This window comes from Fischerella thermalis PCC 7521, assembly GCF_000317225.1.
GTDB lineage: Bacteria > Cyanobacteriota > Cyanobacteriia > Cyanobacteriales > Nostocaceae > Fischerella > Fischerella thermalis.
On sequence record NZ_AJLL01000051.1, the window covers coordinates 56,453 to 73,724 of the forward strand.

Annotated in this window: 10 protein-coding genes; 7 read left to right on the plus strand and 3 right to left on the minus strand. The window is 38.5% G+C overall.

Features of this window, described 5'->3' with window-relative positions; all coding sequences use genetic code 11:
- Positions 1-164: 164 nt before the first annotated feature.
- The 6 genes from UYK_RS0111590 (at position 165) to UYK_RS0111615 (ending at position 11,767) form a co-directional block, all read left to right on the plus strand.
- Positions 165-3,284 carry a PAS domain S-box protein gene (locus tag UYK_RS0111590; protein ID WP_009460030.1) on the plus strand — a complete coding sequence of 1,040 codons (3,120 nt, stop codon included), beginning with the start codon at positions 165-167 and terminating at the stop codon, positions 3,282-3,284.
- A 97-nt stretch (positions 3,285-3,381) separates the two neighbouring features.
- Positions 3,382-4,599: an EAL domain-containing response regulator gene (locus tag UYK_RS0111595; protein ID WP_016871447.1), complete on the plus strand. Its 1,218-nt coding sequence runs from the start codon at positions 3,382-3,384 to the stop codon at positions 4,597-4,599.
- A gap of 481 nt (positions 4,600-5,080) precedes the next feature.
- Complete coding sequence (locus UYK_RS0111600) at positions 5,081-7,399, plus strand: NACHT domain-containing protein (RefSeq protein WP_009460027.1); 2,319 nt, start codon at positions 5,081-5,083, stop codon at positions 7,397-7,399.
- Between the two features lie 167 nt (positions 7,400-7,566).
- Entirely contained in the window at positions 7,567-9,546 is a 1,980-nt protein-coding gene (locus UYK_RS0111605) for an iron uptake porin (RefSeq protein WP_016871448.1), read from the plus strand.
- Between the two features lie 135 nt (positions 9,547-9,681).
- Entirely contained in the window at positions 9,682-10,764 is a 1,083-nt protein-coding gene (locus UYK_RS0111610) for a hypothetical protein (protein WP_016871449.1), read from the plus strand.
- Positions 10,765-11,095: 331 nt separating this feature from the next.
- Positions 11,096-11,767 carry a DUF1361 domain-containing protein gene (locus UYK_RS0111615; RefSeq protein ID WP_009460024.1) on the plus strand — a complete coding sequence of 224 codons (672 nt, stop codon included), beginning with the start codon at positions 11,096-11,098 and terminating at the stop codon, positions 11,765-11,767.
- A gap of 105 nt (positions 11,768-11,872) precedes the next feature.
- On the opposite strand, the gene UYK_RS0111620 is transcribed toward UYK_RS0111615, so the two are convergent.
- Positions 11,873-14,389 carry a putative PEP-binding protein gene (locus UYK_RS0111620; RefSeq protein ID WP_009460023.1) on the minus strand — a complete coding sequence of 839 codons (2,517 nt, stop codon included), beginning with the start codon at positions 14,387-14,389 and terminating at the stop codon, positions 11,873-11,875.
- A gap of 539 nt (positions 14,390-14,928) precedes the next feature.
- Between UYK_RS0111620 and UYK_RS0111625 the strand changes: the two genes are divergently transcribed.
- Positions 14,929-15,411 carry an MgtC/SapB family protein gene (locus UYK_RS0111625; RefSeq protein ID WP_009460022.1) on the plus strand — a complete coding sequence of 161 codons (483 nt, stop codon included), beginning with the start codon at positions 14,929-14,931 and terminating at the stop codon, positions 15,409-15,411.
- A gap of 88 nt (positions 15,412-15,499) precedes the next feature.
- On the opposite strand, the gene UYK_RS0111630 is transcribed toward UYK_RS0111625, so the two are convergent.
- A complete protein-coding gene (locus UYK_RS0111630; RefSeq protein ID WP_009460021.1) occupies positions 15,500-15,919 on the minus strand; it encodes a hypothetical protein in 420 nt (139 codons plus the stop codon).
- Positions 15,920-16,393: 474 nt separating this feature from the next.
- Positions 16,394-17,188 carry a Tab2/Atab2 family RNA-binding protein gene (locus tag UYK_RS0111635; RefSeq protein WP_016871450.1) on the minus strand — a complete coding sequence of 265 codons (795 nt, stop codon included), beginning with the start codon at positions 17,186-17,188 and terminating at the stop codon, positions 16,394-16,396.
- Positions 17,189-17,272: the final 84 nt, after the last annotated feature.

The window sequence follows — 17,272 nt, forward strand, 5'->3', positions numbered from 1 at the left end:
TTACTGTTGTCATAAGTGATTTTATTAACAATAAATAAAATAACCCTCAATTTATAACCTAGTTTTTTTGCAAGGAAATGTTACGAATTTAACCCAGAAAATACTAGAAGATAGTTAAATATGCTACTGCTATTCAATTTTTATTGCTAAAGGCAATTGCAATTATGCACGCCTTAACTCAGTTGGTGTCTCTGCCGTCAATAGATACCGTAATAGATTTTTCGCCTCTGACTGTAACACCAGATACAACCTTACTAGATGCTGTGTCACTCATGCATCAGCAGCAAGCAAGTTATGTCTTAGTGGTAGAGAACTTGTTCACAGATAAAATGCGGGTGTTGGGATGGTTCACAGATCAAGATGTAATTAGATTGGTCTGTTGTAAATTTGACTTTCAAGCCGCCACAATTTCGCAGGTAATGAGTGTTGCAGCAATCTCACTGAAATATAGTCAAGCTCAAGTTAATGATATTACTTATTTAATTTCATTTTTGCAGCAGTATCAATTGCCTTTACTACCAATTGTTGATGAAGAAAACCTACTAGTTGGAATAGTTACCTTCAAAACTATTTATCAAGCACTACAAATTACTCCTACTTCTCCCTGTAAGCTAGTAGACACCATCGAACAACTACGTTTGTTTGAGTCAGCCGTCGTCAATGCTAATGATGCTATTGTGATCACCACAGCTGATGCACTTGATGAACCTCTTGGACCACAAATAGTTTACGTGAATGAAGCATTTACCCGGATCAGCGGTTGGTCAAGTGCTGAAGTTGTAGGTAAAACACCGCGAATTTTACAGGGGGAATTGAGCGATCGCACCCAATTAGACCGCATTCGTACCGCCTTGCAAAATTGTTTACCAGTTAGAGCAGAATTAATCAATTACCACAAAAATGGCTCTACATACTGGGTTGAGATTAACATTGTTCCTATAGCAGACGCACAAGGCAAAATTACTCACTTTGTTTCTATACAAAGGGACATAACAGAACAAAAGCAAGAAAACATAGAACTAGAAACAAGAGTAGAGGAACGAACACAAGCTTTACAAAAAAGTGAAGAACGCTTTCGCTTCTTAGTGGAATCTATTCCCCAACAAGTTTGGATTGCTCAGCCAGATGGCTATGTAGAATACATCAACCAGCGTATGCAGAATTACTTGTGTTGTACACAAGAAGAAATGTGGGGCTGGAAGTGGCAAAATTGGGTGCATCCTGAAGATTTATCTAAATGTTTGGATGCTTGGCATAACTCTATAGTTACAGGTGAACCATTAGAATTGGAATTTCGCTGGTATAGGGTAACTGACAAAACATATCGCTGGCATTTAGCACGTGCAGTACCCCAGCGGGATCAAGATGGGAAAATATTAAATTGGTTCGGTACAAATACAGATATTGATGATCTAAAAGTGACAGAGTCTGTACTGCGGCAGACTCAAGCACAGCTACAGGCTATTTTAGATAATTCTCCAGCCATTATTTATGTTGTAGACAATCAAAATAGATTCTTACTAGTTAATAGCCAGTATGAAAAAGTATTTAAATGTTCCAAACAGTTTCTCAGAGGCAAAAGTATATACAAATTTTTCCCACGTCATATAGCTGATGAGTTTGCGAAGAATAATCGCAATGTTCTTACTACTGGTAAGCCGATAGAAGCAGAAGAAATTGTTCCCCAAGAAGATGGTTTACATACTTATCTTTCGATCAAGTTTCCTTTAAAAGATGCTAATGATGTTCCCCGTGCCATTTGTGGCATTTCCACAGATATTACTGATCGCAAGCGAGCAGAAGCCAACCTGCTTTTGCGGGATCGGGCGATCGCTGCTAGTAGTAACGGCATTGTGATTTGTGATGCTAGACTGCCAAATTTACCAATCATCTATGCTAATCCTGCCTTTGAGTACATCACTGGTTACTCTCCAGAGGAAGTCATCGGTCGCAATTTTCGTTTTCTGCAAGGAAATGATACCAATCAACCAGAAATCCAAGAACTGAGAAACGCTATCCAGCAAGCAAAAAATTGTACCGTAATTTTACGTAACTATCGTAAAGATGGTAGTTTATTTTGGAATGAATTAAGTATTTCTCCGGTATTTGATGCTGATGGCAATTGCACTCATTACGTTGGCATTCAAAATGATATTACCGAGCGTAAGCAGTCAGAAATGGCATTAATGGTATCGGAACGACGGTTGCAATATTTACTGTCTGCAACTCCAGCTGTTATTTATACTTGTAAACCTTATGAAGATTATGACATTACCTTCATGAGTGAGAACATTACCGCCATGCTTGGTTATGCAGCAAAAGAATTTACAGAGAATTCTAAGTTTTGGAGCGATCGCATCCACCCTGAGGACAAATCCCATGTTTTTACGGAAGCAGCAAACTTATTGAAGCAGGGAGAATGTATCTGTGAGTACCGTTTTTTACACAAAAATGGTAATTACATTTGGGTATACGATCAATTCAAGCTTGTACGAGATGATACTGGAAAACCCCTAGAAATTGTTGGTTATTGGACAGATATTAGCAAACGCAAGCAATTGGAAGAGGAACTAAGAACAGCATTGGAGAAAGAAAAAGAACTCAACGAATTAAAATCTCGTTTTGTCACCGTGATTTCCCATGAATTTCGTACACCGTTGAGTACCATCCTTTCTTCTTCAGAGTTGGTAGAACATTATCATCACAAATGGACAGAAGAAAAATTACTCTCCCATATACATCGCATTCAACACAGCGTTAAACATATGACTGAGATGTTAAATGATGTGTTGGTGATTGGTAAGGCAGAAGTGGGAAAAATAGATTTTAAACCGATATTACTAGATTTGGTTGAGTATTGCCGTGACTTACTCCAAGAGTTGCAACAGGATCTTAATACAGAACATGCGATCGCCTTTCACTGTGAATACGAATCCATATCCTGCCACATGGATCAAAAATTGTTGGGACACATTCTCAGAAATTTACTCACGAATGCGATCAAATATTCCCCCAACAACAGCATCATCACATTTACTCTCACTTATCAGGAAGATCGAGCTGTATTTGAAATCAAAGACCAGGGAATTGGTATTCCCCAAGAAGATTTACCAAGTTTGTTTGAATCTTTCCATCGTGCTGCAAATGTTGGCAATATCCCAGGTACTGGTTTAGGACTAACAATTGTCAAAAAATGTATAGATTTGTGTCAGGGTGAAATTTTTGTGAACAGTGAAGTGGGAGTAGGAACAACCTTTACTGTTACTTTACCATTAAATAATTAATTTTCAATTTTTTCTTGATAGATGTTTGTTGTTCAGAAAAATTCTAATCAATAAAAAACAACCAACCACTAAATACTAACAATCAACTAATAAAAATATGACTAAAATCTTAGTAATTGAAGATGAAAATTCAGTTCGTGAGAACCTTGTTGAATTACTAGAAGCAGAAGATTTTGAAACTATTGATGCTGCTAACGGTAAACTAGGAATAAATTTAGCTTTAACAGAAGTTCCTGATCTGATTTTGTGCGATTTGATGATGCCAGAACTTGATGGTTATGCTGTATTAAGCACTTTACGTCAAGAACCACTAACAGCAACAATTCCGTTTATTTTTCTGACTGCAAAAGCCACTAAAGCTGACTTTCGTCAAGGCATGGAATTGGGTGCAGATGACTATCTCACGAAACCATTTACTCGTGCTGAATTACTGAGTGCAATTGATGGACGTTTAAAAAAACAAGCTACATTAAAACAATATTTTTCTACTAGTCCACAACTCAAAGCTTTTAATTCAGAAATGCTGGTTGTCAAAAACATTTTACACGGAGCGATTGAGCAAGGACATTTTCGACAATTTTTTGTTGAGTATCAACCACAAGTAGATATTCATTCTGGAAAAATCATTGCCGCAGAAGCTTTACTTAGATGGCAAAGTCCAGAATTGGGAATAGTTGCGGCTTCTGAATTGGTTCCCTTAGCAGAATCTACAGGGTTAATTATTGCTATTGGTGAATGGGTTTTAGAAAGTGTTTGCCAACAAAATCGAGCTTGGCAAAATGCAGGTTACTCTCCCTTGTGTATAGCTGTTAATTTTTCAGCCCGCCAATTTACTCAACCAGATTTGATTAAAAAAATTGTTCATTTTTTAACCACTAATAATTTGGAACCACATTACCTAGAATTAGAGCTTACAGAAAGCTTGATAATGCAAGATATTAATGCCGCGATCGCTATAATGAATGAATTGCGTTCCTTAGGTGTCAAAATAGCTGTTGATGACTTTGGTACAGGTTACTCTTCATTAATGTATCTCAAAAAATTACCTATAAATAAGTTAAAAATTGATCGTTACTTTATTCACAATGTTGCCAACGACCCACAAAAAGCAGCTATTACAACAGCATTGATTCAAATGGGTCATAATCTGAATCTTCAGGTCATTGCTGAAGGTGTAGAAACTGAGTTAGATCTAGAGTTTTTACGACAACATAACTGTGATGCCATGCAAGGTTTTCTCTTTAGTCGTCCTGTTACAGCAGCAGAATTTCAAAAGTTTTTAAGTAGGTCAGCTGAAATCAAGCAAACTAGTTAGGGTTGTGACTTGTCCTTTGTCTTTTGTCATTTGTAACAACCAGTAACTATTTATCAATGACTATTGACTAATAACCAATGACTCATGAAGTATTGCTTTTACACCGATTTACCCTTAGTAACAAGTAAAAGCTTACAGCATTGCTCCTCAGTTTGCCTAATTTGACAATGCTATAAGCTTCGTGGGTATGTTCATTTGGCTGACTTGATTTCATTATCAACAATCAACGTTTGAGATCACGTTGATTTTTGAGTTTAACTTATGTATATATCGTATGATTTGTATGCAAAATTGTAAATAATTATCAGAATTATTTGATACATTATAAACAATCAAGCTGTTTGCTGTTATCTGTGTAAAATAGATTTAGAAATTGACTCATAGATAATTTACACAGAATGTGTACTTTAATATATTTAATCGACTTTTTGTATAAATAAACACATTAACACTACAAATAGTAAGTTGATATAGTAAAACAATGGCAAAGCGATCGCTGCAAGCATCAGCTGAGGGGATAAGAAAAGCTAAACAGGCTTTTCGACGTAAAGGCTGGACTCAGGAATATTTAGCTGGTGAAGTAGGTTTAGAAACTCGTCAGCCAATTTGGAAATTTTTCACTGGTAAAGCTATTGATCGTCAAGTTTTTCATGAAATTTGCTTGGTATTGGGATTAAATCCAGAAGAAATTGCTCAACAGCCCCCTGATGAATCACTGTCTTTGGAAAAAACAATATCGGAAAATACTCCAGATATTGATGCTTTAGTGCAAAAAGCACGCTTTGCTAACTACGAAAAAATTCAAGCCCAGTGTGGAACTCTACATCTTTTAGATATTGCTCGACCTATTGTTTTAGATGATCTTTATGTAGAAGTAGATATATTTGAGGAAATCACCAGCAAAAGGTGGCTGGAAATTAATGATTTACAAAGACTAGATTCTAATAATTTTGATCGTTTTAATTTAGATAAGTTTAATAAACAAAGAATTCCTGGTTTAGAAGCAGTTGCCAAATACTCTAAATTGATGGTGTTTGGCAAAACCGGTTCTGGTAAAACCACCTTTTTACAATCGCTTGCAGTTCGTTGTAATCAGGGAAAGTTTAAATCAGATTGTCTACCCATTTTTATCAGACTTAAAAACTTAGCTGAAAATACTAGTGATCATAAACAAATTAGTTTATTACAATATATTTATCAGGAATTTAGTGACCAGGGTATTTCCATCTCAGAAATTTTGACCATATTTGCTCAAGGAAAAGCATTAATATTACTAGACAGTCTAGATGAATTAAATGAAGAAGAAAGCGATATAATTATTAGAGAAATTCATCATTTTTCTGAAAGATTTTACAAAAATACAGTAATTATTACTTGTCGCCTCGCTGCCCAGCGATATCAGTTTAATGGTTTTACTGAAATTGAAATAGCTGATTTTAGTAAATCGCAAATTATAACATTTGCAGATAAATGGTTTGTAGCGGTAGCTAAAAACTCTCTCTGGGAGGGAAAAGCTAAGGCTTCTGAGTTTATAAAAAAATTAGAATTGCCAGAAAATCAACAAATATTGGAATTAGCAACAACACCAATTTTACTAAATCTTACTTGCTTGGTATTTCAATTTTTAGGTGATTTCCCTGCCTTACGGTCAGAACTTTACAAACAAGCATTAGAATTATTGTTAGTTCATTGGGATGAAGCCAGAAGAATCAGAAGAGATGAATTTTATCGCAATTTATCGTTGTTAGATAAAATTAAGTTACTTTGTCGTTTAGCAGCTACTACATTTACTGAAGGAGATTACTTTTTTCCAGCAACTAAAATCCAACCTCTCATAACCGAGTATCTGCGTCAGCTTCCCCATGCATCCACAGACCCAGAAGCATTGCAACTTGATAGCACTGCTGCATTAAAAGCTATTGAAGCACAGCACGGTTTGTTGCTAGAACAAGGACGAGGTATTTATTCTTTTTCACATTTAACATTTCAAGAGTATCTAACTGCCAGAGAAATTGTTGCTGCTGGAAATTCCCAAACTCTGCAAAATTTTGTTACTCATATAGGAGAAAAACGTTGGCGAGAAGTTTTTTTGTTAGCTGCGGGAATGATGCAGCCTGGAGATGAATTATTGTTATTAATGAAACAAGAAGTTGATAATTTAGTGATTTCAAATCAAAAATTGCAGAAGTTTGTGAAATGGTTAGATGAAAAAACTTCAATAATTAATGCATCTTATTACCCAGCTAGTGTGCGCGCTTTTTATTTTACCCTTGCTCTCCCGCCAGATTATCCTCTTGCTTACAATCAAAACTTAGCTTTATCTCTAGATAGTAGATTATCAGGAAATTTAGCTATTGATTTAGCTTTAGACTTGGCATTAATCCATGCTCTAGCTATCAGTTTGAGGATGACTACTAATATTTTCTATCAACGATTATCTGCGATCGCACTTGCTCTTGATTTACAACATCTACTACAAGATAGTCCAGTTCTCCAACAATCACTACAAAATCTACACGATGAACTTCCGACACCTGAACAAAGTAGACATGCTTTAAAAATTTGGTGGGAAGAAAATGGAGAAACATGGACTAGTAAACTACGCAATTTAATTATTAGCGATCGCCAAATAGGACATGATTGGCAGTTTGATGAAAATGAATTGCAAATATTACAGCAGTATTGGAACGCGAACAAAGTTTTAATAGATTGTCTCAATAATGCTGGTAATGTTAGTTTGGCGACAATCAAATCAATAGAAAAAAAATTGTTTTTAATTGATAGGCATCATTCATTGTGAGGCGTTTGTTGGTGCTTCGTTCGACGGTAGACTTAGTGGTAAACAATAAATCTTCTCAGTATATTTGCCAATATTAGTAACTTTTATAACTTGTTGTCAAAAATTTTCCTGTACCAAAGCAAATTTGCTTGTCAAAAGTAACATTGGTACTAGTAAAGAGTAATACAATGAGCAATATCGGTTTGCTGGTAGTAGGGCTGCTAGCAACAGGACAGACACCTCCAGCAACATTGCCAGAACAATTGAAACAAAAGCCAGAGAATCGATTGCTAGAGACAAATGCAACTCAGACTAATTCAATTGTTCCAGTAGCAGAGATCACGCCTCCCGAATTCATTTTGCAGGAGCAAAATATAAACAATATTCCTGATGAATTTACAAAACAAAAGTATAAAAATATACTTTTAGATCGTTATAAAATAAATGTGATTGCAGCACAGCCAGAGGGAGAGAAGCAGCAAAAATTTACAAATCAACCTGACTTTTCACAGCATCTGGAAAACCCCTCTGCTATAAGCAGAGAGGATTTAAAAATTCCCCCTTCCCTGGGGGCTGGGATTTCTCCACATGACGTCAAAAGCCAGGTAAATCAACAAGTTGTCAAAATTACAGAAGAAAACATTTCCTCAGACTCAAATAATCAAATGTCTAAAGTGACATCAGTGTCACAACTTGATGATGTGCAACCACAAGACTGGGCTTTTGGTGCTTTACAATCTCTAGTAGAACGGTATGGCTGCATTGCTGGATACCCCAATAGTACTTTTTTAGGCAACCGTGTTATTAATCGTTATGAATTTACAGCAGGTTTAGCAGCTTGTCTAGAAAAAATCAACGAATTAATTGCTAATAATACAAATAATACTGTTACGGAAGAAGATTTAATTTTATTGCAAAGATTGGAAACAGAATTTCAAGCACAATTACAGGAATTACAGGAGCGTGTCGCAAATTTAGAAGCCCAAACTGAAGAATTACAAACAAATCAATTTTCTCCAACAACCAAACTAGTTGGTCAAGCAATTTTTAGCTTACAGGGAACTAACAGTACTGATGTAGATTTGTTTCCCAGAGATGGAAAACCAGAACGCCAAGGCAAAACAAATTTGAATTTTACCAATAGTGCGCAATTAACCCTAGCTACTTCTTTTTCAGGAAAAGATTTACTGCTAACTAGCTTAGCTTCTGGCAATTTGAATTCTTCTGCGCCGTATGTTTATACCAATATGGGACGGTTGGGTTTTGAAGCCGACACAAACAATAATGATCTAGTCATCAATGAGTTATCTTATCGATTTCCCGTTTCTGATCAGATCGGATTTGTTGTAGGGACAGCAGGGGTGAATCCTGTGAACACCTTCCGCGGTATTAATCCCCTGGAGGGTGCTGGCGAAGGAGCAATTTCTTTATTTGCTCAGCGTAACCCAATTTTGGCAATTGGCAATAGTACCGGTGGTGTTGGGTTTGATTGGCAGATTAGCGATCGCATCAGCTTACAAGGTATCTATAGTGCCGAAATTCCTAGTTTTCCCAATGATACAAACTTGGGGGGCATATTTGGGGGCAGATATACCACAGGCGCGCAATTAACATTAGCACCTACCGATAATATTGATGTGGGCATACATTATCTTTTCTCCCATTCTCCCGATGGCTTGCTAGGAAACGGTATTGGTGATGCTCAACTCATTTCCCCTTTCGCACCGTCTACAGCCTTTAATACTCACGCTGTTGGTGCTACTGCTACATGGCGGATCAATCCCAACTTGCAATTAGGGGCTTGGGGTGGCTGGACTCACTCAGATCCAGTGAATCTTTCTGGAAGTGTGGAAACTACAAATTGGGCTGTGTTTGCAGCTTTTCCTAACTTGGGTCGTCCTGGCAACTTGGGAGGAATTTTATTTGGACAACCCCCTAAAATCACTTCTAGTACTTTACCAGAAGGCTATAACTTTCCCAACTTTTCTGATGGAGGGACAGCTGGTGGACGTGAAGATACATCTGTGCACGCAGAAATTTTTTATCGCGCCCAGTTGAATAATAATATAGCTCTGACTCCGGGTGTATTCATCATTTTCAATCCTGATCATAACGCTGCAAATGACCCCTTGATAGTAGGAGCTTTGAGAGCCACTTTCCGGTTTTAATTTTTTACTGGTGTAAATATAACTATATGTTCTAGCTAATTACGTAAAATAGCTAGGCTAATTAAGCTTTTTGGTAATAGCCACAGAAAAACAACGGTAATTTTTTTGACTGTTTTTGTTCAAAGGCAATTTCATATGCAAGTAAAATTATCAGGTTTTGAAACACAAAAAGACCCAATTCAGAATTACTGTAAATTAGGTTGTGGAATTCTTAGCAGCAGTGGCTTAGCCGCATTTTTAATTGGTTTAGGAACAGCCAGCGCCTCTGCTGAAATTACGCCCTTTCAAATTCAAAGTACTGGGACTATTTCAGGTACTATCCAACTTCCTAGCTTTAATCCCAATTTCAATAACCGTGTTACTCGTGTAGATACCGACTCGACAGGGACTTACAACCGAAATATAGGTTCCAACAGTAATCCCAATTACGTTCCTGTCTACAAGTCGGATTATGTCAAAGTACAAACGCGCACTGATGGAAGTTTACATTACTTTGTAGACTTTAAAGGAGTTCCGGTTGTTGCATTCGATGGTATCCTCAATTCCCCAGTGTTATCTGGTGGTGAATTGACGCCCTATACTTATCAAGGAAAATTACCAGGAACTAAATATCAGGGCGTAGTTCAAGACGAATTTGGACTCACAAAAGCTTTTTACACAGGTATCGTTACCGATCCAAAAACTGGACAGCAATATGAAGGTACTTTTCAAGTCAGTGGACAAGGGCCAAGATATAGCGATCGCAACGGTGGCGAAAGTCCTACAGTCTTTGATTTCAAATCAGATATTCCAGGAAAACCAACGGTAACATCCTATAAAATGACCAATAGCCCGTTGGTAAGATTGACGATCAATGTACCTGCGGATGCAAAACTCGTCACCCCACCCACCACAGGCGGCGGTAGTACCACCTCCCCAACCCCCCCCACTCCTCCCACTCCTCCCACTCCTCCCACTCCTCCCACTCCTCCCACTCCTCCCACTCCTCCCACTCCTCCCATCACCACCACCTCCCCATCACCCCATCTCCCCATCACCACCACCTCCCCAACTCCCACGCCTGACATAGAATTTAGTAGCGGTAATTCCATTGCAGTCAATTCACCAGTTTTCAACTTCGCGTCCATGTGTGTGCAAAATTCTGAGAACTGTCGGACAAAAGTAACATTGACACCCAAAAAAGCGATCGGTCCCCGCAGTCGAGTACTGCTACGCTAATAATTCCTTTCTGGAAAACAACCCAGCCAAAGTGAAATCTATAAATATAGTCAGAAACGGAACAAAATCCCATAATGACAATTCTGTTCTGCGGTAGTAGCCTATTTTTTTGTTCTGGCTATACTAGGAGATTAATACACCTGTTTTCCCAGCAATACCAACGCAGAGTCAGTTTCTATGTACACAAACTTATTTTCTCAAGTTCCATGAAACCGATTTGCTAGGGTCAAGCAACAATCACAGTCAGATTTTCTTTGTTTGAGGAATCAAACAACTAAGTTCACATCTAGAAAATACGTAATCACTCACACACACTTCTAAGGAAGCAGCGATGAAAGCGGAACTGATTGAATTGATGGCTAGAGTTGTACAGGTCTTACAAATCAACATGCGTTGGATGACCTGGAATTTATTTTTGGCATTTATACCTTTAGCTTTGAGTATTTGGCTGTTTCGCTTCAAACGTGGGCGTTCTTGGGTTTGGTGGCTAGGATTTTTGGTCTTCTACGCTTTTTTGCCAAATGCACCCTATCTATTAACTGATGTCATTCACCTCATTGAGGATATCCGCACAATTCAATCTGTGTGGATGATTACTTTGGTGCTAATTCCTGTATATTTCTTAGTGATCATGGCTGGTTTTGAAGCCTATGTTATATCTCTAATAAACGTGGGATACTATCTGCACCGCATTGGCAAGAGTCAATGGATTATCTGGATGGAAATGACAACTCATGCCTTGTGTGCTATTGGTATTTACTGGGGTCGATTCTTGCGTTTTAATAGTTGGGATTTTGTAACTCAACCGGATGCTTTGTTGACTAGAGGTGTAGAAGAAATTTTGGGTAAGCAGCCTTTGGTAATCATTGCAATAACTTTTGCTATACTTGTTGGCTTACACTGGCTAATGAAACGAGTAACTTTAGGTTTTGTGAGTCAAAAGAATAAAAGTATAGTTATTCAGCCAACAAGCATGAATACTAATAGCCATAATGCTGGTTAACTAAATCAATTTTGGATTTTGGATTGAGACACTTTTTTATAAAATAGGTTAGTGGTTAGTAGATATTGATAAAAAATAAACCAACAACAAACAACTAACTACTAACTATTGCATTTGTCGTCGTGCGGCTTCTAAAATTAGGCGTTGCTCAGCACGAGCGATCGCTTGATATGTCCTCGATACTGCTTCTGGTTCTACGGAGATGGAGGAAATACCCCATTTGATCAAATGCTCTATAATTTCGGGATACAGCGCTGGTGCTTGACCACAAATAGAGCAAGGTATTCCTGCTTCCCTGGCTGTGCGGATAAGCTGAGCGACAGCGTTCATAACTGCTGGATGACGTTCGTCAAATGCTTTTGCGAACTGTCCCTGCTCTCTATCTACTCCCAATATTAATTGAGTGAGGTCATTGGTTCCAATTGAAATTCCTTGCACACCAGCTTTGACATATTCTGGTAGCAAAAATAACACACTTGGTACTTCCGCCATAATCCATAGTTGAAAATGGGGTATCTGAGTTAACCTTGCTTGTTCTACTTTTTGACGACAAAAGTAAAATTCCTCTACTGTACGTACAAAAGGCAAGAGTAAATTGATATTGGTATAGCCGGCTTGCTGTAAATTTGCCAAAGCAGTTAACTCTAACTCAAAAACGGTAGGATTGACCAAATAGCTGAACGTACCGCGCTCTCCCAGCATGGAATGGGGTGAAGGTTGTAAATTGTGGCTAAAAGATTGTAATTCACGCGATCGCCAGTCCAATGAGCGATAGAAAATAGGTTTTGGTGCAAAAGCTTGGGCAAATTGCATAATTTGTTCGTACCATCGCTCTAGCAATACATCCTGACGCCCATTGTCCAACCACTGTAGGGGGTGTTGTCCCTCCAGTATATTGAGTACCATCAGTTCTGAGCGCAATAATCCTACTCCATCAATGGGCAAAGAAAGCACTTGCTCAATCAAGCTAGGCTGGCTTAAGTTCACTAGCAGCCGAGTAGCAATCATGGATTCCTGGGTTGAGGAGTTAATCTTAGAAGAGGTAGAGTCTTGTTTTTGTGTTGGAGTATGCTGAAAATTTGTGCCAAAAGTTGCAGAGGATTCACTATCACTTTTTAAAAGTGGCGAAAAACCTGGATGTAAGTAATTTCTCTTGTGTAAACGCTTGGCTGCTTCCTGTAGAGGTGCAGACTGGTTTAAAAGTGGTGTGTGATGGGGAAAGGAGAGAAAAGACAATAATTGATCTGATTGTCTTGTCCCAGTGTCCTCTTCTTGAGCCTCTGTACCAAGGCGATAAATTTCTCCTTGATCACCGTCTATTAGTAATCGCTCACCATTAGGAATTACAGTCGTAGCATTTGCCACGTTTACTACTGCTGGGATACCTAATTCCCTAGCCAGAATCGCTGCGTGACTGGTTAGACCTCCCTGTTCCGTGATAATACCTGCTACTTGTTGCAATATTGGTAGCCAATGAGGCGTGATGGCTGGTGCAACTAAAATTATTCCTTTGGGCAGTTGTTCTGGTCTTTGGGAAGAATGAATAACATGAGCAGCTGCTGTTACACGCCCTGTTGCTGCGCCTAGTCCTTTAATTAAGTGAGTATTGTAAACTCCAGATAGAGGTGTATTAATTTGCGTTATATAAAGTATTCCCGATGGAGTTTGTTGAGAAATAGTCCACTCTAGGGTGAGGTTTGTACCTAGTTCTCTCACAAGTCGATTTGTCAGCCTGATCAACTGTTGCAAATATTCTTCTGACAAAGCATATGCTTGTTGTTGGGCTTCATTGAGCAGATATACTTGCAAACTAGAGTCATCTAGTTTTGGCAATGATATTGAAGTGGATTGCAAATCAACCCCACAACTTCCATTGTTAATACAATAAGCGAGTGGTTTATACCCTAACTGCTGTTCTTGAACAACACCAGTTTCTGGTTGGATGTAGTAGACATCTGGTAAAACTTCACCGTGAGCGATCGCAATTCCCAATCCCCAAGTGGCTTGAATTTCCCAATGAGAAGAGTTAGTACTCACCAAACCACTGGCAATTGCATTGTGGATTGGTTGCACCAAAACTGCTAAATTAACTTGTTGGAGATCAATTCCTGCCTGTTGCCAATATAAAAGACTCCTAGCGCGAAACAATTGACCCCAAGTCTGCTTGAGTGCTAGAGCGATCGCTTCTGGTTCACAGTGACAGACTCGTGATTCTAACAAACCAGAGATATTCGCAATTCCCTGCTTACCTGTCGGAAGTGTTAAACTTGGGCGGAAAATCAGACATTTAGTTTCCCATTTTTGAGTAGCTTGTGAGATAGTGCTTAATAGTTGAGGTTGTACAGTCGCGCTAATAATTTCTTGACGCAATCGTTCAGCTACCTGCTGAAGCTGACGCCAATTCCCAACATCCAAATGCAGTGAAGAATTTGGTAAGTCAGCAATTAAGGCTTCTGAACTGTTGAGATTTTCGAGAAATTCTCGCAAAACTGATGCTGGGATGACAAAACCAGACAGCACCGGATAACCACGCTGCATGATTCTGCTTAAATAGAAAGCTTTATCACCAACTTCGGCGCGATCTAGCAGTTTAATTTGCTCAAGCCAGTAGAGTTTATCCACTCAATTAGTCAGTTGTCAGGTATTGGTTGTTATTTGTTGGTTCCATAGACGTACTAGCGGTTTTTGTTGGAGCTACCAACAATCAACAAAGAACAAAATCCCACTAAACTAAATTTCAGCGTCTACGTACCACTAAGACTAGCGCTAACTTTTCTAGAAATCTATCTTAAGCTGAGTAAATGGACAGAGCTTGTTCACAGGGTTTCTAGCTTGTGGTGTTACGGTTGAGTTTATACTTAAAAATGCTAAAGATTAAATTTATATAACTTGCGTTATTATCTCCTAAATTTGCCGCAGCTTTCACATGTTCCTAGTGGACATATTATGTAAACTGAACAACAAGCAAGTAGATAGCTTATCTTTGAGGTTGACTTTTTGGTGCTGTTAGATTACCGGGCATTTTATAAACAAAAATCTATACCAAAAATATTATCACAACACCGTAATCACAAGAGAGGGGACAGTATCAGAAGACAGCACGCAACTGTAGCTGAGTACTGGGCGATCGCTTTTTGAGATCATGATCACATATGTAGCACATGACACTACAATTAATGATATCACCGAATACATTCTTTTTGGCACCTGATGATTGGCCTAACATAGCCTTTAGACTTTGCCTAGCAGTATTTTTGGGTGGGATAATCGGCTTAGAACGTGAGCGCAGACGCAAGCCTGCTGGCTTGAGAACTCATATGTTAGTGAGTGTTGCTTCTGCAATTTTTGTCATCGTTATTTTACAAACAGACATAGAACCAGGAGATTACAATGGACTCAGTCGCGTCATTCAGGGTGTGGCAACAGGTGTAGGATTTCTAGGTGCTGGAGAAATCTTGCGAGAAACCTCAGACAAAGAATCTCCAAGAGTAGAAGTTCGTGGACTCACTTCAGCAGCTGCTATTTGGACTTCCGCAGGCTTAGGGATTACAGCTGGATGTGGTTTGTGGCAACTAGGACTACTAAGTATTCTTGTGTCTTTTTTAATTCTTTATGTTGTTAAAGAATATGAAAGACGGATATAGCAATAGGTAATGGGTAATTGGTAATTGGTAATGGGTGATGGGTAATATTAGTTGAATTTTGATATTATTAGATATATTTATTCCAAATTTAATAATAATTGAAAAGTAATAAAACCTTTTGAAAAATTTCTTCCTTATCTCTAGTTTGAATAATAGACTTAACTAAATTCACAAACTCCCAATCAATTTCTATATCATTTTCAATAGTTTTACTAGCAGCGTAAAAGCTGACATCGCCAACTTTTAATTCATTAGTAGTACCTGTTTGCCATCCAGGATTTTTACTGTCCCAAGATAGTGATTTTCCCCTTAAAGTGAATTGAAACCATGTTATTTCATGATCCTGGAGTTCAAAAAAGACATCAAAATAAGCTTCTTCTCCTTGGAACCAAATTCTTGTTTTACCTGTTTGGGGATCTTGTTTGAGAATATTTTGCTGAATTTCTCGCAATGAAGCAGCTAATAGTGTAATTTCATTTTCATCTAATACAATACTATACTTTGACATCTTAGAATTATTCCTAATTAAGGCAGCTGTCTTGAAAAGAGGATCTAGAGATTAGGAAAGAGGAATTTTCATTCTCTCACTACGGACAGCCACCCGTAGAATTTTATCTACAGTGGCGGCAATTCAGGCATAACTAACTTGAAAATAAAGAAAAAGAAATAATGGCAATCCCAGTTAATTGCTTACAATATCGTGTTTTATCGTTAGTAATTTCTAGAGAAGAGTGTTTTAACCCATTACCGATACCGAGGCATAACATTAGGTTTCATTAGACACAATATAAATAACTTTCTGCGTTTCATTGTAAGCAACTTCCAACTACTGATAACTCAATTTTTTATTTCAAAACTTCCTGCTAGATAACAACTTAAAAGCCCTATATTACTTTTTAAAACACAAATTTCAATTCTACAACCGGGAAATTACATAATAAACTTCGTGGCATTTCTTAAGAAAAAGATAAATAACCACTCTTTAATCTTCAGCACCCAATAACCAAAACCCACTAAAAGTCATCCCTGAATCATCAGGTTGCACTAGTAAAAAGTGTAATCCACGACTTTCCTGCTTGCGCTGTTCGTAAACCCTACCTGCGGCTACCACCTCTGGATCTGTAAACGTCACCAAAATCCATCTATCTACCAAACCAGCTTCCAATACCAATCCATCCGGCGCACCTGCAACATAATTTAACGCCGCAGGACGTGCCTCCTGTAACCACCGTGCCAGACGCATTGATTGCCGTCCCCCATAAATTACCACACCGGGAACCGACACCGTTGACGCCAAACCCAAATTGATAGGTTGAAGAAACTCCGGCATCACCAAAATCGGAATAGGCTGTTCTGTAAAAACCTCCACCACCTTACCAGCTGACAAAGTCGCAAACCGCCACTCCTCCCCCCAGAGATTCTCCGGTAGTGGTGCGGGAGGTGGTTTATCTACCACTGTCGGATATTGCTTTTCCTGTAACCACTGCTTAAGGGCAAAAGTGCGCCGTGTAGGTTCAACATTGATACCCAAACTGCGTCCTGCTTGCTCAATTAAACCCAAACATTGAGGGCGAAACACCTGAATTACATCTGGTAAATTTCCACCACCAGCCAGTTGCAACTGAACAGCAACCCAATTAGAATTTACCTCCGACTGGGGACAGCTTGCTTCAAACTGAAAACTGCGATTGCGATCGCAAATCAGCAACTCCCATAAAACTCGTCCTGCTGCCTGTTGTCGCCGATGATGATAAAAATCAGCTTGCCAAGTGACCATAATTTACCATATTAAACAACCGAACCACAAAGACACAAAGATTTCTTAGTGCCTTAGAGCCTTAGTGGTTCATTCATATTAAAC